The sequence below is a fragment of the Terrisporobacter glycolicus ATCC 14880 = DSM 1288 genome (assembly GCF_036812735.1).
GTDB lineage: Bacteria > Bacillota > Clostridia > Peptostreptococcales > Peptostreptococcaceae > Terrisporobacter > Terrisporobacter glycolicus.
On the sequence record NZ_CP117524.1, the window covers coordinates 1 to 21,319 of the forward strand.

Annotated in this window: 17 protein-coding genes and 1 tRNA gene; 4 read left to right on the forward strand and 14 right to left on the reverse strand. The window is 29.8% G+C overall.

Annotated features, from left to right (window positions below; genetic code table 11):
* Positions 1–171 precede the first annotated feature (171 nt).
* Positions 172–269, reverse strand: a tRNA-Sec gene (locus TEGL_RS19685).
* Positions 270–668: 399 nt separating this feature from the next.
* Between TEGL_RS19685 and prdD the strand changes: the two genes are divergently transcribed.
* Both prdD and TEGL_RS19695 read left to right on the forward strand, forming a co-directional pair.
* The gene (gene prdD, locus TEGL_RS19690) at positions 669–1,433 is read left to right on the forward strand and encodes a proline reductase cluster protein PrdD (RefSeq protein WP_018590499.1); all 765 of its coding nucleotides are present in this window, start codon (positions 669–671) and stop codon (positions 1,431–1,433) included.
* Positions 1,434–1,445: 12 nt separating this feature from the next.
* Positions 1,446–1,916: a glycine/sarcosine/betaine reductase component B subunit gene (locus tag TEGL_RS19695; protein WP_018590500.1), complete on the forward strand. Its 471-nt coding sequence runs from the start codon at positions 1,446–1,448 to the stop codon at positions 1,914–1,916.
* 933 nt (positions 1,917–2,849) lie between these two features.
* Here the strand turns inward: TEGL_RS19695 and TEGL_RS19700 are convergent.
* From TEGL_RS19700 to selD, 6 genes are all read right to left on the reverse strand, one after another.
* Complete coding sequence (locus tag TEGL_RS19700; protein ID WP_018590501.1) at positions 2,850–3,086, reverse strand: DUF3343 domain-containing protein; 237 nt, start codon at positions 3,084–3,086, stop codon at positions 2,850–2,852.
* Positions 3,087–3,127: 41 nt separating this feature from the next.
* Positions 3,128–4,264 carry an aminotransferase class V-fold PLP-dependent enzyme gene (locus TEGL_RS19705; protein WP_018590502.1) on the reverse strand — a complete coding sequence of 379 codons (1,137 nt, stop codon included), beginning with the start codon at positions 4,262–4,264 and terminating at the stop codon, positions 3,128–3,130.
* Positions 4,265–4,279: 15 nt separating this feature from the next.
* On the reverse strand, positions 4,280–5,173 hold the full coding sequence (locus TEGL_RS19710) for a selenium metabolism-associated LysR family transcriptional regulator (RefSeq protein WP_018590503.1): 894 nt from the start codon (positions 5,171–5,173) through the stop codon (positions 4,280–4,282).
* Between the two features lies 1 nt (position 5,174).
* The gene (selB, locus tag TEGL_RS19715) at positions 5,175–7,082 is read right to left on the reverse strand and encodes a selenocysteine-specific translation elongation factor (protein WP_027626937.1); all 1,908 of its coding nucleotides are present in this window, start codon (positions 7,080–7,082) and stop codon (positions 5,175–5,177) included.
* 157 nt (positions 7,083–7,239) lie between these two features.
* The gene (gene selA / locus TEGL_RS19720; protein ID WP_018590487.1) at positions 7,240–8,637 is read right to left on the reverse strand and encodes an L-seryl-tRNA(Sec) selenium transferase; all 1,398 of its coding nucleotides are present in this window, start codon (positions 8,635–8,637) and stop codon (positions 7,240–7,242) included.
* Positions 8,638–8,701: 64 nt separating this feature from the next.
* The gene (gene selD / locus TEGL_RS19725; RefSeq protein ID WP_081617873.1) at positions 8,702–9,751 is read right to left on the reverse strand and encodes a selenide, water dikinase SelD; all 1,050 of its coding nucleotides are present in this window, start codon (positions 9,749–9,751) and stop codon (positions 8,702–8,704) included.
* A gap of 1,358 nt (positions 9,752–11,109) precedes the next feature.
* On the opposite strand from selD, the gene TEGL_RS19730 reads away from it, so the two are divergent.
* Complete coding sequence (locus TEGL_RS19730) at positions 11,110–11,916, forward strand: ParA family protein (protein WP_018590489.1); 807 nt, start codon at positions 11,110–11,112, stop codon at positions 11,914–11,916.
* Positions 11,916–12,320 carry a hypothetical protein gene (locus TEGL_RS19735; RefSeq protein WP_018590490.1) on the forward strand — a complete coding sequence of 135 codons (405 nt, stop codon included), beginning with the start codon at positions 11,916–11,918 and terminating at the stop codon, positions 12,318–12,320. The genes TEGL_RS19730 and TEGL_RS19735 overlap by 1 nt, the downstream gene beginning before the upstream one ends.
* Before the next feature lie 115 nt (positions 12,321–12,435).
* Here the strand turns inward: TEGL_RS19735 and TEGL_RS19740 are convergent, their stop codons facing one another.
* From TEGL_RS19740 to prdC, 7 genes are all read right to left on the reverse strand, one after another.
* Positions 12,436–13,014, reverse strand: coding sequence for a recombinase family protein (locus tag TEGL_RS19740; RefSeq protein WP_018590491.1), 579 nt, complete (start codon positions 13,012–13,014; stop codon positions 12,436–12,438).
* Between the two features lie 207 nt (positions 13,015–13,221).
* A complete protein-coding gene (locus tag TEGL_RS19745; protein ID WP_018590492.1) occupies positions 13,222–13,491 on the reverse strand; it encodes a hypothetical protein in 270 nt (89 codons plus the stop codon).
* A 152-nt stretch (positions 13,492–13,643) separates the two neighbouring features.
* Positions 13,644–16,370 carry a CHC2 zinc finger domain-containing protein gene (locus tag TEGL_RS19750; protein ID WP_018590493.1) on the reverse strand — a complete coding sequence of 909 codons (2,727 nt, stop codon included), beginning with the start codon at positions 16,368–16,370 and terminating at the stop codon, positions 13,644–13,646.
* A gap of 359 nt (positions 16,371–16,729) precedes the next feature.
* Positions 16,730–17,455: a D-proline reductase (dithiol) protein PrdB gene (prdB, locus tag TEGL_RS19755; protein WP_081011614.1), complete on the reverse strand. Its 726-nt coding sequence runs from the start codon at positions 17,453–17,455 to the stop codon at positions 16,730–16,732.
* Positions 17,456–17,563: 108 nt separating this feature from the next.
* On the reverse strand, positions 17,564–17,842 hold the full coding sequence (locus TEGL_RS19760) for a CBO2463/CBO2479 domain-containing protein (protein ID WP_018590496.1): 279 nt from the start codon (positions 17,840–17,842) through the stop codon (positions 17,564–17,566).
* A 16-nt stretch (positions 17,843–17,858) separates the two neighbouring features.
* Positions 17,859–19,697, reverse strand: a complete 1,839-nt coding sequence (gene prdA / locus TEGL_RS19765; RefSeq protein WP_018590497.1) for a D-proline reductase (dithiol) proprotein PrdA — start codon at positions 19,695–19,697, stop codon at positions 17,859–17,861.
* A gap of 153 nt (positions 19,698–19,850) precedes the next feature.
* Entirely contained in the window at positions 19,851–21,314 is a 1,464-nt protein-coding gene (gene prdC, locus TEGL_RS19770; protein WP_018590498.1) for a proline reductase-associated electron transfer protein PrdC, read from the reverse strand.
* Between the last annotated feature and the right edge of the window lie 5 nt (positions 21,315–21,319).

A 21,319-nucleotide genomic window follows, 5' to 3' on the forward strand; every position in this document is an offset into this window, starting at 1 on the left:
TCACCCCCTAATAATATAAAGCATATATGTGAAAATAATTTGCTTTTATCATAAAAAAATAAAAAAACATTAAATTTCTTTATTTTTAATATTTACTCATATAGTTTTTTTTTTATATGTTAAAAAAATCACGTGGAAAACCTTTTCACTTTTTCAAAAAAAATCTTTTACTGGCGGGAGAATGTGGGAATCGAACCCACCTAGGATGCTACTAACACCCCACACTGGTTTTGAAGACCAGGAGGCACACCAGTTACCTATCTACTCCCATTTACGCTTTCTAAATCATTATAACATCATTTATCGATAAATATTATAAAATATTTTCAAATATAGACAAAATTTATAAGATTTTTTAAACCTATAGATATTATAACAATAAAAATTCACAAATTCAAGAACTCAATACTAGACTAAAGTCTGTTTTTATAATATAAATTTTTTTTTCCATTGAAAAGCCTTATAAATAAGCCATTTTGGTAAATTTTGTTTGTTATTATTTTGTCAGATTTATAATGTTTTTTATACATAAATAAATAATATGACGAAATATGATAAATAAAATGGTTGATAGGTCAAAAGTTTACACACTATAATTATATTGGAATTAACAATTTTATAAATACGCTTTATTAATAGAATTTTTCAATATAAAAGGAGGAGAAATCATGAGTGAGGAAATCAACCTACGTCGCCTTGTGATTAAGTCATACCACATAAACGAAGTAGAATTTGGGACAGAAAATAACGTTTTTTTAGACGGAAAACTTACAGTTTGTAAAGATATGTTAGAAGATCTAATAGAGTCAGAACCTTTAATAAAAGACATCAACGTTCAAATAATAAAACCAGGGGATCATGATAGATTTACAAATACTATGATGGATATTGTTCCAATTTCAACTAAAGTTTTAGGTAAAATTGGAGAAGGAATAACTCATACTTTAACTGGTGTTTATGTAATGCTTACTGGTGTAGACGTAAATGGAATACAAACTGCTGAGTTTGGTTCTTCTGAGGGCAATTTAAAAGAACAATTATTCTTAAATAGACCAGGTACTCCTGGAGATAGTGACTATATAATTTCATTTGATGTAACTTTAGCTGAGGGCCAAGGACAAGTTAGACCAGGACCTACTGCTGCTCATAGAGCTTGTGATAAGTTCTGTAATGAATTTAGAGCTAAGTTAAAAAAATTAAATGGTCACAAGTTTACTGAACGTCATGAGTTTTATGACAAAGTAAAACCAGGTAAGAAGAAGGTAGTTATTATAAAACAAGTAGCAGGTCAAGGTGCTATGTATGATACTCAACTATTCTCCCATGAGCCAAGTGCAATTGAAGGTGGAAGAAGTATTATAGATATGGGTAATGTACCTATGATTGTAACACCAAATGAATATAGAGACGGCGCTCTTCGCTGTATGTGCTAAGGAGGTAAAATTATGGGAATAGGACCATCTACTAAAGAAACTACTCTACATCACTTTAGAGATCCTCTACTTGATGTGGTAAGTAATGATGACGATATCGATTTATTAGGAATTATAGTTGTGGGAACTCCACAAGATAACGAAGATAAGTTATTTGTGGGAACAAAGGCTGCGTCTTGGGCTGAAGCCATGAGAGCAGACGGAGCAATACTTTCATGTGATGGTTGGGGAAACTCTCACGTTGACTTTGCCAACACTGTTGAACAAGTAGCAACTAGAGGAATTCCTGTTGTTGGACTTACTTTTGTTGGAACTGTAGCTCAATTTGTTGTTGTAAATGAGTATATGGATACAATAGTTGATATGAATAAAAACCCTGAAGGAATTGAAAGTGAAATAGTTGGTGAAAATGAAGTAACTGAATTAGAGGCTAAGAAGGCTCTTGCTTTCCTAAAACTTAAAATGAGAAAATACGGAAAATAAAACTTGAAAAAAGTGCTGTAAACTAATTTGCAGCACTTTTTTATTGCTAAAATAAATACATCATATCTTACTAAATAATATATAAACTATGCCCAAATTGTTTTATTTGAACTTTTTTATTGAAAAATCTATTTATTCTATATAATACCTTTTCAGAAATGGGCATAGTTTCCCTACAGAAAGTGTAGGGAACTAATCTTTAATAGGTATACCCCCCCAGGCGCGTTACCACCGCGCAAGGATTAAAGACCCAGTACAAAAGTAAGCATCCTGCCTTTGTAATTTAATACTATTTGCCATTCCCCCCGGCAACAGACTTACTGGATACTTCCACAAAGGAATTTCCACCCCTAGCTCTTTTTTATTGTAGCGCCTAGTTACTACTTTTCAGCCCTTAAAATACTGTACTGGTATATTTTTATATGCTGTGAGGACTTTCACCCCAGTGTTTCGTCGACATCCCCTGTACCCTGTCGGGCCATTCGGTTAGTTATCCAGGTCAAACACGCTTCCTTATAAAACCTATCTTATATTCAATTTTTTTGCATTAAAAAAGACCTATCCAACTACTTGGATAGGTCGTATTATTCATAATCTTTAAATTATTAAATTTATCCTCTTGTATAAACTATCAAAACTAGTTATAATAATTAGTATAAATTTAATAATAACTATGTTTTGCTTTTAAAGTATCCGCCAAAATACTTTGTAAGAATTCATAGTTAAAAGGTTACTTGTAACACTAACTGTTGTCGCAGTTGGTACTAATTCCCTCTAAGGTTTGCCGACCTTATGGAAACTTGTAATCTTTTTTTATGTAATTTTTTATATGAATCTATTATATATCCTTTTTTCTTTTGTGACAATATTTTATTTTATTAACTAAAAATAGCAATAATTCATTTCATAAAGAAACAAATTATTGCCATCTGTCTACATCATTATTTCATGTATATTTTGAAAATCTAAATTATTATTATTTATAAGACTTTCTACTTTTTCTTTGTCTTCTTTGTTACAAAGCCATGAAAGGCCACATCCTGCAGATATTTGTCTTGGTACTGGTATTAATCTTCCTGGTACACTTTCACTTTTGCAGGCTTTTTCCATTGCCATTGCTCCTGTTGTTGTATTGAAAGTTACTATTAGTCTTAATTGTTTTTCTCTCATTTTATTTCCCTTCTCTTGAAAAAGTTTAAACAAAGCAAATTTTAATAACTTGATGCTATTTCTTTGACTGCATTTATGGCAGTATCTATTTCTTCTTCTGTGTTATAGTGTGAAAAAGAAAATCTTACGGCACCTTGCTCTACTGTATTCATTGCTTTATGCATAAGTGGTGCGCAGTGCGCTCCTGGTCTTGTAGAAATATCATGATATAAGCTTAATTCATCAGAAAATGCTGCTGAGTCTATATCTCCTACGTTAAAAGCAACTATGGCTGCTCTTTTATTTTCAAAGTTTCCGTAGATTTTAATGTCTTTTATATCTTTTATTCCGTTATAAAATCTAAACATTAATTCTTCTTCTATTTTTTGAATGTTTTCAATTCCTTCTTCTTTTAAATAGTCAAGTGCTGCATTTAGTCCGGCTATGGCATGTCCATTTAGAGTTCCTGCTTCTAATATAGTTGGCATGGCTTCTGGTTGAGTTTTTGAAAAAGTATTAACTCCACTCCCACCAACTTTTAAAGGTTTCACATTTATTCCTTCTCTTACACAAAGTCCTCCTGTTCCTTGAGGTCCTAGAAGTCCTTTATGTCCAGTGAAACAAAGAATATCTATATTCATATCCTGCATATCTATCTCGAAAACGCCTGCACTTTGTGATGCATCTACTATAAATACTAAGTTATGATTTTTAGCTATTTCTCCTATTTTTTTCACATCCAACACATTTCCTACTAAATTTGATGCATGAGTACAAACTATAGCTTTTGTATTTTCTTTTATTAATTTTTCAAAATCATCATAGTTTATATTTCCATTCTCGTCACATTGTACAACAGAAAGTTCCATTCCTTTTTCCTCTAATTCATATAATGGACGAAGTACTGAGTTGTGCTCTAAAGATGTTGTTATTGCATGATCTTTATTTGTTAATATACCTTTTATTGCAATGTTTAAACTTTCTGTTGAGTTACATGTAAAGGCAACTCTTGATGGATTTTTTAAATTAACTAAATTTGAAATTTTTTCTCTTGTATCATAAATTATTCTAGACGCATCTAGTGAGGCTTCATTGGCTCCACGACCTGCATTTCCCATATGTGTCATAGCATTTACTACTGCGTCTATAACGCACTGTGGTTTTTTCATAGTTGTAGCTGCATTATCTAAATATATCATTTTCATCACCTTTTTCTAGTTAAAAAATTCTCTTATAAATTTAATAAATTTAAGTGCACATTTTGACATATACATTTCCTTATTTCTCACTATATATAAATTTCTATACATGTCCATTTCTTCAAACTCAAACACTAAAACTTTGTTATCTGTTGCAAAATCTTCTAGTGATAAATTAGATACTATGGAAATACCCATGTTGTTTTGTACAGATTTTTTTATTGCTTCTATAGAGTTTAGTGTTGCTATTACATTTAAGTTGTTTATATCAAAGTTATGAGCTTTCAAAAATTCTCTTATTTCTTTTCTTGTTCCAGATCCTTCTTCTCTCATTATTATTGGTTCTTTTAATAAGTCACTTACATGAAAACCTTCTTCCTTCATTTTCATATATTTTTCATTTACAGGTGTTATAATAACTAATTTATCTCTGTAAAATGGTTCAAATATTAAAGATGAGTTTTCCATTTCTGTTCCAACTAAACCAACTTCTACTTCTTTATTTATGATTTGATTTATAACTTCACTGGAATCTCCTTGAAGTATTTTTAACTCACTTTTATTTTTTCTTATATATTTTGGTAAAACTTCTGGAAGTATATATTGTTCTGGAATAGTCGATGCCCCTAGGGTTAACAAGTTACTTCCTTCGCATTTTACATTAAATTCTTGAAAAATTGTGTTTTGAATATTTAATATTTGCTTTGCATAAACATATAACTTTTTCCCATCTTCTGTTGGATGTACATCCTTCGTAGTTCTTATAAGAAGTTGAGTATTTAACTCTTTTTCTAATAAAGAAATATGAGAAGATATGGTAGGCTGCGTTAAAAATAGTTTCTTTGCAGCCTGAGAAAAACTTCTACTTTCTATTATCAATGCAAATGATTCTAATTGTTTTAAATTCATCTTAATATGCCACCCTTTCACTTTCTGAACCGTTTTTTCTTGTAATCTTCATATTATCAAAGTATTCAAGCATTGGCTTAGCACTTTTTCTAGATGTATTTAGGGCGTCTCTAAGTTGTGAAATAGTAATTAAATTATCTTGTTCTAATTTCTCACGAACTATCACTTCTGCTTTATCCATAAGAGATTTTAGTGTAAACATCTCTTCATTTATTTTCACTATTTTTTCCTCATCTATTAAAATATTTAGTACATCTTTTACTATATTTTCATCTTTATTAAAGTTTATTTCACTAAGTCTCACAAAATCAAATTCTGCTTTTTTATAAGTATTTACTAAAGTTTTCTCAACATTTTGGAAAATTTTATCTTTATTTATTTCAAAATCATTTAAACTTAAGTATTCTTTATATTTTTTTATTTCATTTTCGCAGATGAATTTATAAACAATTTGATCGAAAACATTTTGTTTTATCTTAGGATATAGCTTTGCTTTAAGAAGAGATTTTCCAACACCAAATTTATATGGATTTTCTCTGTGGAAATCTTCCACAAATTCCATCGTATCTCTTTTTAATCTCATTTCTTCACTACTATGATATACGTAGATATCTTTCTTCATTTCATAAGTTAAAACTAAATTTTCTTCTTTTAATTCATTTATACATTCACTAACTTCTTCTACAGAAAGTCCTGTTAGTTTTCCGATTTCTTTTATAGTTATCATTTCTGGGTGTTTTTTTACTAATAACTCAACTATATCACTATAGGACCCTTCTTCTTTTCTTTTTATTTCTTCTAGTTGTGCATTATTGAAAGGTGTCTTCTTTGTAGGATTGGCGTCTAGTATAACCCCTCCTCCAACTGTTTCTAAAGGCGAATAGAAACGAACTATAAATTTATCTCCTCTTCTTACGGCTATTTTTTCTTCCAATCTAAGTTGAGCATAACAAGAGTCTCCTGGCGATGCCTCTTGTACGTCTAGTAGTACAGCTCTACATAAAACTTCTGAAGTTCCCGTAAATAAATGAAGTCTACATCTATTTGATAAAATTCTTTCACTGGAATTTAGCACATTTAATTTTACATCTAGCATCATTGTATCTTCCAAGGAGTTTGGTGGTGCTAATACGTATCCTCTTTTTATTTCATCTTTTTTAAAGTTTGAAATATTTATGGCACTTCTTTGTCCAGCAAAACATTCTTTCACATCTTTCCCATGGACCTGAATGCTTCGTATTTTAGCTTTTTTACCAGTAGGATAAATTTCTAATTCATCATCTTTTTTTATACTTCCTGAGATTAAAGTTCCTGTTACTATGGTTCCAAAACCTGATATACTAAAACTTCTGTCAATTGGAAGACGAGGTATAGTATTTATATCTTTTTCAGTTACTTCATCCTTTGTCATATGAACGATTTCTTGTATTAAATCATCTATGCCTTCTCCTGTTACAGATGATACTTCTATCATATTGGCATTTTCAAATACTGAACCTATTAATTCTTCTTTAATCTCTTCTTTTACTAGCTCTTTCCATTCATCATCAACTAAGTCACATTTATTTAAAACTACTATACTCTTTTCAACACCAAGTTGGCTCATAATGTCCACATGCTCACGAGTTTGTGGCATCATTCCTTCATCTGCTGCAACAACAAGCATAACAAGGTCCATTCCTATAACTCCTGCAAGCATATTATTTACAAACTTTTCATGGCCTGGAACGTCTATTATTCCGGCTCTATCTCCACTTGGTAAATCAAAATACGTAAATCCAAGATCTATGGTAATTCCTCTTCTTTTTTCTTCTTCCCACCTGTCTGTTTCTTTGCCTGTTAATGCTCTAATTAAAGCAGTTTTTCCGTGGTCTATATGCCCTGCTGTTCCAATTATAATATTTTTCATTTTTAATCCCCTTTTGCTATTTTTACTCAAAAGTAGTTATTAATTTTTTTATTATTTATATATAAAATTAAAAATAATTTTTAATAAAATCATGTAATTTACTAATATTTATAACCAATGGTGTAATAAATTGTTTTGCAATTGGTTGTACCATTTATTACTTTAAAACATCAACAATTTTTTGTGATAATATCTCTATTTCATCTTCCAATACTGTTCTCATATCTAATATCAGCTTGTCTTCACTTATTCTCCCTACAACTGGATTTTCTCCAAATCTTAGTCTTTCTTCTAGTGTTGCTGTTGATATATTTTTAGGAAGTATGGTTACACATTTACTTTTTATTCTTTCTGCTGGTAAAGATCCTCCCCCTATTTGAGACAGGGTGTCTTCTATTTCCACATGTGCTACGTCTTTTATATCATTTAATTTTCCATATAATTTATTTGCACTTTTTTCTATTTCTTTTATATCTTTAGTTATAAGTGAAAGCGCTGGTATGTTTTTTATAGCATCTTCTTCGTTTAAATACTCGTGGAATATCATTTCAAGTATTGTTGCAGTAAATTTATCTATTCTAAAAGCCCTCGTAAGAGGATTTTTCTTCATCTTATCGATATATTGCTTCTTTCCAACAATAATTCCAGCCTGAGGCCCTCCTAGGAGCTTGTCTCCTGAGAAAGAAACTATATCTACACCTGCTTTTATGGAATCTTGCACTGTAGGCTCGTATTCTAATCCATACTTACTAAGATCAACTAAAACTCCACTTCCTATATCCTCTATAACTGGTATATCTTTTTCTTTTCCTAATTTACAAAGTTCATCTATAGATACATTTTCAGTAAATCCTAATATTTTAAAATTACTCGTATGAACTTTTAAGAAGGCTCCTGTATTTTCAGTAATGGCGTCTTCGTAATCTTCCAAATGAGTTTTATTTGTTGTTCCTATTTCAACTAAATCTGCCTTGGAACTTTTCATTACATCTGGAATTCTAAACTTACCTCCAACTTCAACAAGTTCACCTCTAGAAACTATAACTTCTTTGTTTTCTGCCATAGATGATAAAACAAGCATTACAGCCGCTGCATTATTATTTACTGCCATGGCACATTCTGCACCAGTTATTTTACAAATTAATTTTTCAAAATGAGAGTAACGTTCTCCTCTTTTACCTTCTTCCAAGTTATACTCCAAGTTAGAATAGTTTGTCACAACTTCACTAAGATAATCAGCATGTTTTTTTGAAATTATGGCTCTGCCTAAGTTTGTATGAAGTATAGTTCCTGTTCCATTTATAACCTTTCTTAAGTTATATGAGTAAACTTTTCGCAAATTCAAAATAATACTTTCTACTAGATTGTTTATCTTTTCTTCAATCAAATTCATATCATCATTTTCTTTTATAAAACTTCTAAGTTTATCTATTTCTTCCCTAATAGCATCTACAACCACATCTCTATGATATTTTTCTATTAGACTTATAATTTCAGTTTTTTCTAATAGTACATCAACTTTAGGTATATTTCTAAATAACATATTTTTATTCATATTTTATTCAAGACCTTTCCCCTTTTTTACCAAAAATCACTTTTAGTAATTTAAATTATAACTACTAAAGATTTTTGACTAAATTAATACTTTTCTCTTGTTTTTCTATTACTTTTCCTATTATGGCTACTTTAGTATCCATATTTTTATCTTGAAAATCTTTCATAATATTTTCAACTTCGCTTTCTGGTAAGGTAATTAAAAGTCCTCCAGAAGTTTGTGGATCATATAATACATCTATAAAGCATTCTTCAATATTTTCACTATTTACATCATTTGAAATATAGTCCTTATTGTTATATGTTCCAGCAGGAACTAGACCCATTTTAGCAAACCCTATAGCACCATGAATATATGGCACTTTTTGCACATCTATTTCAAAAGTTACTTTAGAGCTAGATGCCATTTCCATAGCATGTCCAGCAAGTCCAAATCCTGTTATATCCGTACAAGCACTTATGTTGTAATTTTCTATAACTTCTTTGGCTTTTTTATTAAGAGAAGTCATTACAGTCACAACTTCATCTATTTGAGACTGCTCAGCCATCTCTGCTTTTATTGCAGTATTTATCAGTCCACTTCCTATTTGTTTTGTAAGAATTATTACATCTCCTGGCTTTGATCCATAGTTTTTAAATATTTTCTTTGGATTTACAAATCCTGTTACGCTAAGTCCATACTTAGGTTCATCATCTTGAATAGAGTGTCCTCCAGCAAGTATTGCACCAGATTCCATAACCTTAGAGGCTCCTCCCTCTAAAATTCTTCCAAGTATTTTTGGGTCTAAACAATTCGGAAATCCCACTATATTTAAAGCAGTTTTTGGCTCTCCTCCCATGGCATAAACATCACTTAAAGAGTTCGCCGCTGCTATTTGTCCAAATAAATATGGGTCATCAACAATTGGAGTAAAAAAGTCTAGCGTTTGAATCAAAGCAAGATCATCACTTACTTTATAAATTGCTGCATCATCACTAGTTTCTACACCTACTAATAAGTTTTCATCATGAAACTTTGGTAAATTGCCCAAAACTTGAGCAAGGGTCCCAGGACCTATTTTAGCTGCTCAGCCAGCAGTTTTTGTCATATGTGTTAATTTTATATCTTCAGTCATCATATTTTTCCCTCTTCTATAATTATTAAGTTTGTATACAAATCTACTAATTCCTATAAAGTTACTTATAGAAATATTTTATAACAAAACTTAATCTTTGCACACCTTATTTATAGTTTTAGTAATACCAATGTTATAATACTTAATTATTATATATAATATATCTATACTTGTATTAACATCCTATCTTCATATACTAGCCTTAGGGGATGTCTATCCCGATGACATAGATAGACCCTATAGTACAAAATCAGATTTTCTGACTTAATACTATAGAGTCTAGCCATATGTTAGCCCCTTTTTCAGTTCTAGAGCCCTCAGCATATCCCTTGTTAGACTACCTTTCGAATGTAATTTTGTTATTATTGTATCCATACCCAACAACTGAAAGCATTGTACCTCTCAGTAATTACATGACCTAATTTGCATCACTGCAAATTATATGGTTGCCACCTGACCTTTTTATTGGATGTCAACTCCTATCACTTAGGATCTTTGGCACAACAAGGGAAACAGCCTCCTCTAAGTTGTTGATTTTTTGCAACGGCTCAACTAACCTATCTACTTTTTTAAGAGGTTGCAGGCATTCCCTCTTTTTACATAAATTTCAAATTTTTTAACATTAAAAAAGCCTGTTCTTCAATTGTTGAAAAACAGGCTCTAAGTTCATTAGTTGTTAATTAAATGTATATAAAAATTTTATATTATGTACATTTTTTTAAAACTTCTATCTTTACAGATTCATTAAAATTTTATATAATCTAATAAGATTATATTTTTGTAAACAGAAGTTTTAAATTTACTAACTCTTTAATACTGCTCCAACAGTTTTAAGGTTTAATATATATAAGATGCTCCAACATTTTATATATACTGTAGATTTAAGACTTTTTTTATTTAATTTTTCTAAACTTATTCTACTACGTTTTTTTTCATAATACAAGAAAAAAATCTTTTTTCATTTCAAATAATATATTTTTCTCAAGAATTTCCTTAAAATTTCAACATTTATTCAGTATATAAATATTTTTTTTTACAAATCAGTGTTTAACATTATTCCGATTATATTCGCTTTTTGTTGAAAAAGTTTTAGTTACATAATATAATTTTATATGAAGAATAAATTTCGTATATTTTTTAATAGTTTTAATATTCAAACCAACCAATTGTTATACAAATTGTTTTTAAAATTGTATAACCAATTGTTATACAATTTGTAGTGTGGATTATAAAACCATCCGTATAACCAATTATTAAAATACAAAAAAATTACTAAAATAATTATTTATCATATAGTTTAACCAATAGCAAAACAAATTGTTATACAATTTGTTTCTTTCACAAAAGGAGATGAGAAAGTGAAGATAGTAAGTTTTTTCAATGTAAAGGGTGGAGTAGGAAAAACCACCCTAACAATTTTAAGTGCTATAGCTCTTAGCAAAGAGGGGGCTCGCGTTTTAATTATAGATGCAGATACACAAGCTAACTTAACTCAGTTTCTATACAAAGTTTCACATAGTGACAAAACTATGTTTGACGGATTAGCTGATAATTTAAGCGCAAAAGAATTAATAATAAAATCACCTTGCGAAAGGTACAAAAACATAGATATAATTCCTTCAGATTTATCATTGTCTGTACTTAGTGAATATTTAACTACAAAAACAAATCGTGAAAAGTCAGTATGGAGATGGTTCAAGTCCAATGTGAATGCTTTAAGTAACTATAACTACATATTTGTAGACTTATCACCATCATATGATTTGATTGCAAGAAACTTTATGCTTTGTTCTGATTCAATCATAACTCCTATTGCTTATCAGGATATAGCAAGTATTAGAGGATGTGAGTTATTTTACTTAAAATACAATCAAGACCTTGAAGACATGGAAATGGAAAATATGGCAAAAAGGGCTGTAGTTATAAACTCTTATACTTCAAGAAAACTATCTACCGGCGATATATTCTTAGAAAAACTAAATGAATTTGAGCACATAAAAAAAGACTTAATTAATGCAAAAATATCTGATACAACAGTAATAAAAAATGCAATTCTTTCTAAATTAGACATCGATGATTATTGCAGAAAAATAAAAAAATCTCATAAAGTTAGAGAGGAATTTAAAGAAGTTATTAATGAATTAAAAGAAAGGGATGTGTTATAGTGGGACTAGATAAATTTTTAAAAGATGATAAAAAAGAAGAATTAATTTTAACGAAAAATGATTATAAGTCTAAGGTAAATAATATAGTAAAAAACACTTTTGAAAAAGATAATTTAAATTTATTGCAAATAGAAAAAGAAAGCACAGCTAATAAAAAAGTTCCTATGAGCGTCTACTTTGAAAAAGAAGATTTAGATTTATTAAAGGCCATAGCTTTTGAGAAAAATACTACTGTAAATAAAGTTCTTATGAGTATAATAAAAGAACCTTTAAAAACTACAAAAATAAATTTACCACATGATTTTAATATAAATGAAAAAGCAAAAGAATACGAAGTAAATAGTAAGAAAAGAAAAGTAGTCAAAAAAGTTGAAACAAGAGGCAGAAAAAAGAAAATAAAGTAGGACTTTGTGTCCTACTTTTGTGGAAGTAACTCATATTATTTTTTACAATTGGTACAATAAATTGTACAACAATTTGTTATACCAATTTATTGTACCAATTGTTTGATTGTATTATTTATTTTTCAATACTTTCACACTGCCTTTTAGCCCTAATTAAAGTGCTCTTTGATATGCCCGTCATAAGTCCTACTTCTTTATATGAATGGTTCTCTAATAGCTTTAAAGCATGTGAAATTTGCTTTTTACTAAACTTTTTTGGTCTTCCCTCTCTGTAATCATCACTTATTTTAGCTAATTCTTTACCAGCTGAAGTTCTCTCAACAATCATAGATCTTTCAAACTGAGAAAATGCAAGTAGGCATGTGATTATTAAATCACCCATGGGAGAATTTTCTATAAGTCCCATATTCAATATATGTATGTTAATTTTTCGTTCTTGTAAACTCTTAATAATCTCTAGTCCTTCTTTTGTACTTCTACATAATCTATCTAACTTTGTAGTAACTAAAGTATCTCCTTTTTGTAGTTTCCCTATTATTTCATTAAAGACTGGCCTGTGAGATTTAATTCCACTAATTTGTTCTTTATAAATAACTGCACTTTCATACCTCTGTGAAATTTCCCTTTCTTGTAACTCTAAAGAATTATTATCTAACTGACTTCTTGAGCTAACTCTACAATATCCGTATATCATTTATTCCCCTCTCTACTTTACTACTCAAAATACAGCCAACTTTTGACACTATATTTTGATACGCTTTTATACATTAATATAACTTATCTAAAATAAGGGTGTCAATATGTATAAGTTATGACACTTTTATTTTGGTATTTATTTAAAAATCATAAATAAAAAAGACTGATTTACAAATCAGTCTTTTGTTTAATTTAAATTCTATATTTATATACTCTTTTTTAAATATCGTACATCTAAGATTTCCATAACATAACTTAATATATTACCTTCATTGTCCTTAAAATGAAGTGTTTTCTTACTAGCCTTCTTGTCAATATTTTTGCAGTTTTTTAATGAATAAGTATTATATGGTTCAATTTCACTACAAAGTTTGTTTTCCATTGCTTGTAATACGTCACCAGAGTGTTTTCCTTCAACTTCATACTTTTCTAGTTCCTTGCCATAAAGTTCTTTAAAACTAATTATACATTTCATTTTCTACTCCTCCTTATTGAACAACTTATATATAAATTCAATAACTAAGTAAAAAAACCTTTATTTCAACAAATTTTATTATATAAATATTTAATTTTAATTCACATTACTTATCTTTAAATTATAACTTTTTTATTTTTATTTATTATTTTCTACAATTTATTTTCATTATAATCCATTGGAAATATATTATCCATTTCAAGTTTTCTAACCTCATTTATTTTTAAAATAAACATCATTTTATTCTTTGTAATATAATCTAGAAGTCCATTTTTATCTTCTACTAAAACTTTTATTTTCACTGCCTTATAATGTTTTTTTGGATCTAAGTCTGCAATGTATGCTGATCTGCTTATCATTTTAATGAAAGTATTGTAATTTAAAAGCTGTTCATCCTCATTTTTATATTGTTTGTAGTAGTTATTTAATTTATCGTAAATAGTCTTAAAATCAAAACCTATATGAATATTATTAGATAAAACCTTATAATGAACATTTTCTTCTAATCTTACTTTTCTATCTGGTATGTAAATTAAATTATTAATATCTTCAAGTACTTTTTCGTAATCACTTTTAAATCCATTTTGGTTTTCTTCCAGTACATTGAATTTCAAATTATTAATGATTATGTCAGATGCTTCTACCAAGTTTATTACCTTATTCATCTCAACACCCAAAGATTCAAAGGTATTATATATAAGTTCTAGACCCATCATTGTATATGTAGCTGTATTTATTTCCCTTGAATTACTTAATGATAATTTTTCATCAAAATCATATTTAAATCTTGTTACTAAATATTCATTATCAAAGTCTCCGTTAATATAATAATTTAATACTCTCAAGTATAAACTCTTTGAAAATCTTCTTAGCAGTTTTTGACCATCTTCACTATTACATAAAAATTCTACAGATTCTTTGCCTTCTCTAGTAAAATCACTTATGGCGTACCACACTATATTGGATCTACTTTTTACATCAGTTTCTTGAATTTCTCCGTCTCCTGAAATTATCAAAGATGCATTATAAGCAAATTTATGCAAATCTAAATTTTCAGTGACTTTGGTATTTTCGTATCCTTGAGTAATAGCACGGATATGATTAGATAAGAAATTTATTTTACAATTACTTATTTTTGAAATGTTAACATCATCTAAAAATACAGGCAAGTAGGTTTCATCAAAGGATTTAAGCAGTTCAAAGTCTTTTGATACAGATAAACTCATTCCTGTATTTGTATCATTAAATAATAGCCTTAAAATTTTAAGAACTTTACTTTTGCCACTTTTACTTTCTCCCAAATTTTGAAGTATTGGTAAATTGTCCATGAATGACTCTCTCACAAAAGCATTTAATATATTTGCAGCTCCAAGTCCTAAAGTATTATAGATATTTTCCTTTGAATTAAAATTAAACAAGTGTTTACTTAATGTTTCCGCTTCATCTTTATTTAAAATATCAATGTTAGTAAAATCAATATTATGAATTGTATTTGTTGCTTTTCTTGTAGTATCAAAATCTCCATTGGCTTTTAATATACCTTTATTTGTAACAAGAACATACTCGTCATTTATTTTTCTTATTCCTGATTTTGTAAATATAGATACATCTTCTTTAATAAAGTAATTTATAATCCATTTATGAAGTTTTGTTAAATCTTGTATTTCTCCATAGAAGATATAATCAATTCCTAAATATCTTCTAAAAACTTTCACATCAGAAAAACATTCTCTGGCATCTGCTTCAATAATTGACTGTCTATGATTTGATTTAATATTAAGCTTTATAATTTGATCATTATTATCTTCATTTCTATATAATGTAACATCTATTATTTGAAAGTTTGTTATATAATGTCTACTTTCTTTTAATTCTTCATTTTCTATTTTATATATTCCATCTTTATCCTGTTGTAGAGTATTTTTATCTAATATATTTAAAGATGTTTTTACTATTTGTAAAAGTTCATTGGACGTTTTACCAGATTCTAGCCAATCTGTAACATCTTTGTTCTTACCATCACCTATTTTTTCAATTCCTGGTAAATCAATTATTTTTAGTCCCTTACAACACTTTTTTAATTTTTCTACTATAAAGTTTTTAAATTCTTGTCCTGATCTTCCGCTATCTCCTATAAATATTACTTTGGCATTTTTTAAATCTTCATCATAAAAATTTTGCCATTTTTTTGTGTAAATAGTTGTAGCTGTAAAATTTATTTTTCTTAAAGTTTCCACATCTTTTTCACCTTCAACAAAAAATATCCAATTATCTTTTGATATGGATTTTTTTATTTCTACCAAATTATAAAGGACTTTTTTGCATTGCTCAAAATATTTATGATCTCCATATTTATAACCTATGTCCATCTCTATTAAAGGCTTTGTTATAAAATGCTTTTTACCAAGTAAGTTTTTATATTTTATTTTACAATATAATGGCTTTTTATCTTCATCAAAGTAAATATAAATATCTTCCAAATTGTACGTTTCTTTGTTTCTTATTATTATTGACTGATTTGTTTTTATAAAATTTTTAAATTTTTCTACTTTATAATCACTGAAATTATCGTACTTCAAATCTTTACCTAAGATGTCATAAGCTTTTCTTAAGGCTGTTATATTATCTACGTTTTCCATCTTACAAATAAAATTTATAATATCTCCTTGTTCCCCACATCCAAAACAATGATAAATAGCTCTATTTCCTTTGTCACTCAATCTCAAACTTGGCGTTTTATCATTATGAAATACACAGTTTGTGTAATATCCACTATTATCTTTTTTAAAATTTATATTATAATTTTGCATAATTGATATTAAACAGTTTAATGATCTTATTTCATCTACTGCATCTTTAAAAGCATCTTTATTTTCCATTAAGACCACCACCTAACTGTGTATTACTTTGCATTTTTTGAGGAATTCGTTGTACCGTATTTGTATATTGCATCAAACAACCTCCTTTTTAGAAGGGTATAAAATCTTTTATTATGAAAACTTAAGAAACTTTTATACCCCAATATTTATGTCATAGTATTTTATAATGTAAAATATTATAACATAAACACTTCCGAACCAATTTGCAATATTTTTTAATATATTAAATAAAATTTCCAAGCTCTAATATAAATATTATTCAGATCAAAATATTATAATTACCATGTAAAATTACATTTTTTCAATAAAAAAACTGATAGGAATAAATCCTATCAGCCTTTTTAACATATATGCAAATATTAAACTTTAGCTACATACTCGTAAGGTAGTGGAACTATCTTACCAGGAGTTTGTATATCATGTAATTGTACTAAAGTATCTTTAACTATATTGTATTGCATTTCTCTGTTATTTGGTTCTCCAGCGTTAGCACCCATTGGAACAAGTGGAGCAACTGCTCTTGGAGTTCCTGTTTGTCTAACTACTGGTGGAAGAGCTGCTATTATAACTGTTGGTATACCAGCTTCTTCAATCGCTCTCTGCACTAAAACTGCAGAGCGGTGGCAAGTTCCTCAGCCAGCTGTAAGAAGAACACCATCTACGCCTTCTTCTTTTAAGATTCTAGCTATTTCTGGACCTGTTTCTTCTTTGAATTTTTGTTGGTTTCCACCACCACCCATGAATCCTATGTGTACTGGTGCAACTCCACCTATAAATCCTTCAGCTGCAAGTTCGTGTAATCTATCTATTGGGAACATACAGTTTATATCTTTATTAACGTCTCCATTATCGTATCCTCCGTGAGATACCATAAGATCTTTTGATAACATATTATCTCTAACTTCTCTGAAAGAGAAATCACCAGCTAAATTGAAACGCTTGTCATCTTTGTGATGAACACCAGCTGCAGTAGCAAGAGCTATTTTCATCTCTTTTAAAGGCTTAGTTACAGGAGCCCATACTGATGGTGGTGTTATTGGAACGAATATTTCAGATTGCATTCCTTTAACTACTGTTAAACTCATCTTTTTTCCCCCTTTTAATTTACTCAATTTACAAATCGTAGTGTAAATGAGCCTGAGTTAATTTACTACTCAAATTAGTATTTTTAAATATACAATTTTTGAGTAAATCTATTTATTAGACATTTCGTCGATTTTTTTATTTCTAGTCATAAGGTTTGAAATATATTTTTCATTAACCTCATCACCTAATTGCTCAACAAAGCTCATATTAAAGCCTACTTCTTGACCAATTTTGATTTCATAATCGGAAATAAACATCCTCATTGGAACTTTTAAGTATCCTAGACGTCCTTTTAGATCAACGCTTACGCATCCATCGTGGATTTCTACAATAACACCTTCCATATAAAGAATTTTATCACCGTATTTTAGTTTATCATTTTTCATTATGCGTCAGTTCTTTCTAGCTATATTTTGCCTTACGCTTGTCACTCATTGGAAGAGAAGTTTCGTTTTCAACTAACGCAACTGGCTTTCCAGTAACATTAGATATTAACTCTATGTTAGTATCTTTTACGTTTGGATTCCATTTCTTTTCTGGTTTAGCTATTGTTTCTCCACCCATTTCAGTTTTTAATGCAGAAAGGGCTCTTATAGCATCTTCATGGCATAAAGTATTGCATCCTAATACTTCGTTTTCTATACCAGCTTCTGATTTATTGTTATCTATCATGTTAGTCATGTACTTGTTACCAACAACTAGAGCACCTTGAACAGCACAGAATGACATACCAACTACTGGTATTCCTCTCATACCTATTTGCTCTATGTGAGAAGCGAAGTCTATATGGTTGTTTCCGAATCCTTCTGTAGTAACGAAAGCACCATCAACATCTAAAGCTTCAGCCATCATTCCAACTCTTCTTGATACGTAGAATTTCTCAGAGTTTATTTGAGGAGATCCAACAAATATAACACCACATAAATCTACTTCTTCATCATGTAAAGCTTCAAGTACTAATGGCTCTCTCCAGTAATGTCTAGACATTTCTTTTGAAGCAGGTCCTATACAAGTTAATGCATGTATACAACCATCTAATACTTCAAGTGGAGATACCATAACTGGTACGTTTCCTAAGTCAACGTTTGGCTTAGCTCCTAATATTCCAACTGGTTCCATTGGTAATATTAAGTTATCATGCATTGCACCTTGACCCATTATTTCTTTTACTATAACAACTTTTTTCTTTCCTGGTCTTCTTACTTGCTCGAAAGTTTCACTATCTACTATTAATTCATCATCAAGTTTTTTAAGAGCTTCTCTTATTTCTTGAGTTATGAAATCAGTAGCAGCATGAGCAGCAAGAGGTCCTGGTCTTTCCATGTTAGTTCCTTCTTTGATTATAACTTCTGTTTTGATGAATATTTCACCTTTTTCAGGACAACCTGGTCTTCCCCACATGATGTTTTCTTCTAAAATACCTTCAGATGAACCGAATTCTCCTATTTGAACACCATTTGCATCAGTACCAGTTACCATCATTACAACACCATCTACTACTCTAGTAGTTCCAAGACCTAATTCATCTTCACCATCTTTAGTAGCTATTGGTTGAACATCCATTATAGTCTCAGAGTAAGTGTTATATCTATCTGGAGTTATTATATCTATTTTTAAGCTATTTACTAACTTTTGGCTAGCTACAGCTTCTTCTTCTATACCTTCTCTGATGTATAAAACAGTACCTTCTATTTTAGTTTCAGGTCCTCTTTTAACTTCAGTTATTTTGTAGTGGTTTCTAGTTAAGCTTCTAACTACTTTAGCTTCTTTTTCTACTTCTTTAGCTGCAGATGCAACAGAAGCATTTTCACCAACTGGAACTACTTGAGCTCCACCTTGAGAAGCGAATCCACCAACTGGTATTTCTATATTAATGTCTTTTCCTTCACCTATGTGGATTTTTAATCTTCCACCTTGTACTTGAGTAGCAACTGGTGCTGGTTTTACTTCTTCTTTAACTTCTTCTACTACAGCTTCTTCTTCTTTTGTTTCAACTATAGCATCTATAACATCAGCAGTTATTGGAGTTAAAGAATCACAAGTTTTAGTTAATTTTGCACCTAATATTTGGCCTATAGTTAAGCAACCATCTAATTTTAAAAGTCCAGAATCTACTAATTCATCGAATATAGCAGGATCTTCTAAGTTAGCAGGTCCTATAACTAATCCTTCTTCTGCTCTACAGCAAAGTACCGCAGGGTCATTTGCATGTTGCTTAGCAGTTTCAGCAGTTATTGACATAAGTTTTCCCCCTTATATAATAAATCATTTTATTTTTATAATTTGAACACGAAATACTAATTTATATCAAAGAAATTTCTTTCTTTGTTAACATTTAATTATTTATAGTAGTATTTTTATACTCCCTATAAAGCTTTCCCTTATTTGAGAAAATTAATCTATAACAAACTCTACGCGGATGTCTTTTCCTTCTTTAAGGTTTATCACAAGTCCACCTTCATCAGTAAATGATGCAAAGTTATTTTCAACTGTTTCTACTTTTGGCTCTTCTACTGATTGAGCTTTAACTTCTACTTCTTCTACTACTTCCTCTCCAAGTTGAGGAACTGTTTTAGAAGCAGTCATATATCTTATTACATCTTTTCCTACTGTTTTTAATACTGTATCTGTTTGGTGATGAACTTCTATATTCATCTTTGGAGCAGATCCCATAACTGTATTTGAACAGTCTGTACAGTTTCCTATAAGTATATGTTTAGCTCCAGCCTTTTTGATGTTCATAACTTTAAGTGCTTGACCTGGACAGTTTCCTGGGTTTTCACATTTTAAGTTACCTTTAACATCTGCTGCTTGCTTACATTTTTGAACACAAACAACTTCAGCATTCATTTTTTTAGCTAAGTCTTGCATTCTTTCTTCATTACCACCACAAGCACAAACTAAAAGTCCCATTTTTTCACCTTTTAAATCTTCAAAAGGTTGAGTTACTATTATTCCACCTGTAGTTTTAGTTATTGGAGCATCTAATTCACAAGCTTTACCAGTAAATGGTCCACCCATGATTACTTCTCCATACTCTCCATCTATTCCACCAGCTCTTTCTATTAATTCTTTAACAGAAGTACCAACTGGAACATCCATGAATACGTGAGGTTCAGTACCACCCTTTAATTTACCAACAACAGTAACGTTTTTAGAGAAACATGGCTTTTTAAGCTCTATTGCTTCAGCAACTCTTTGAAGAGTTTCAACATTTATAACTACAGCATCTGCTACTGATGGTAAATCAGTTGGTTGAAGTAATATTCCTAAAACTTCTCTTACAACAGCTCTTTCCTCACCCATTGGGTAAATATCTGGAAGTAAGTGTATATCTAAAGTATCGTCACCCTTAGTACCTTCAACTAAAGCATCAACAGCTTTTTGGTTTTTAGCCTTAAGTGCAAATATTCCTTTTTCTGCTTGGCAAATTTCCATAACATATTTAAGACCTCTTACAGTCATATCTGTATTGTCTACCATTTGGTCTACGTTATGGTGAAGTAGTGGTTCACATTCAGCAGCGTTAACAAGGATATATTTTACTTTTGTTCCAAGTTTTATAGCCGTTGGGAATCCTGCACCACCCATTCCTACTACACCAGCTTCTTTTATAAGTTGAAGTTTGTCATCTCCTTCTAACTTAATAAACTCTTCTGGTTGTTCTTCATCTCTTTCTATTATTATGGCATCTTCAGTTATTTCTGAAACATTACCATATACACTAGAGAATATGTTAGCACCTAATCCTGTAGGTTTAGCTATTAGAGAACCTTTTTTTACTTTATCTCCAACTTTAACTACCGCCTCACAAGGAGCCCCAACATGTTGTCTAAGTAATATTTTTTGTAATCCCATTAAGT

Coding starts and splice junctions, on each gene's coding strand:
- TEGL_RS19745 (WP_018590492.1), bottom strand. CDS start 13,491: ATGAAATGTATAATTAGTTTTAAAGAACTTTATGGCAAGGAACTAGAA.
- TEGL_RS19695 (WP_018590500.1), top strand. CDS start 1,446: ATGGGAATAGGACCATCTACTAAAGAAACTACTCTACATCACTTTAGA.
- selA (WP_018590487.1), bottom strand. CDS start 8,637: ATGAATAAAAATATGTTATTTAGAAATATACCTAAAGTTGATGTACTA.
- prdD (WP_018590499.1), top strand. CDS start 669: ATGAGTGAGGAAATCAACCTACGTCGCCTTGTGATTAAGTCATACCAC.
- TEGL_RS19700 (WP_018590501.1), bottom strand. CDS start 3,086: ATGAGAGAAAAACAATTAAGACTAATAGTAACTTTCAATACAACAACA.
- TEGL_RS19710 (WP_018590503.1), bottom strand. CDS start 5,173: ATGAATTTAAAACAATTAGAATCATTTGCATTGATAATAGAAAGTAGA.
- TEGL_RS19750 (WP_018590493.1), bottom strand. CDS start 16,370: ATGGAAAATAAAGATGCTTTTAAAGATGCAGTAGATGAAATAAGATCA.
- selB (WP_027626937.1), bottom strand. CDS start 7,082: ATGAAAAATATTATAATTGGAACAGCAGGGCATATAGACCACGGAAAA.
- TEGL_RS19740 (WP_018590491.1), bottom strand. CDS start 13,014: ATGATATACGGATATTGTAGAGTTAGCTCAAGAAGTCAGTTAGATAAT.
- TEGL_RS19705 (WP_018590502.1), bottom strand. CDS start 4,264: ATGATATATTTAGATAATGCAGCTACAACTATGAAAAAACCACAGTGC.
- prdA (WP_018590497.1), bottom strand. CDS start 19,697: ATGTCAATAACTGCTGAAACTGCTAAGCAACATGCAAATGACCCTGCG.
- TEGL_RS19760 (WP_018590496.1), bottom strand. CDS start 17,842: ATGAAAAATGATAAACTAAAATACGGTGATAAAATTCTTTATATGGAA.
- prdC (WP_018590498.1), bottom strand. CDS start 21,314: ATGGGATTACAAAAAATATTACTTAGACAACATGTTGGGGCTCCTTGT.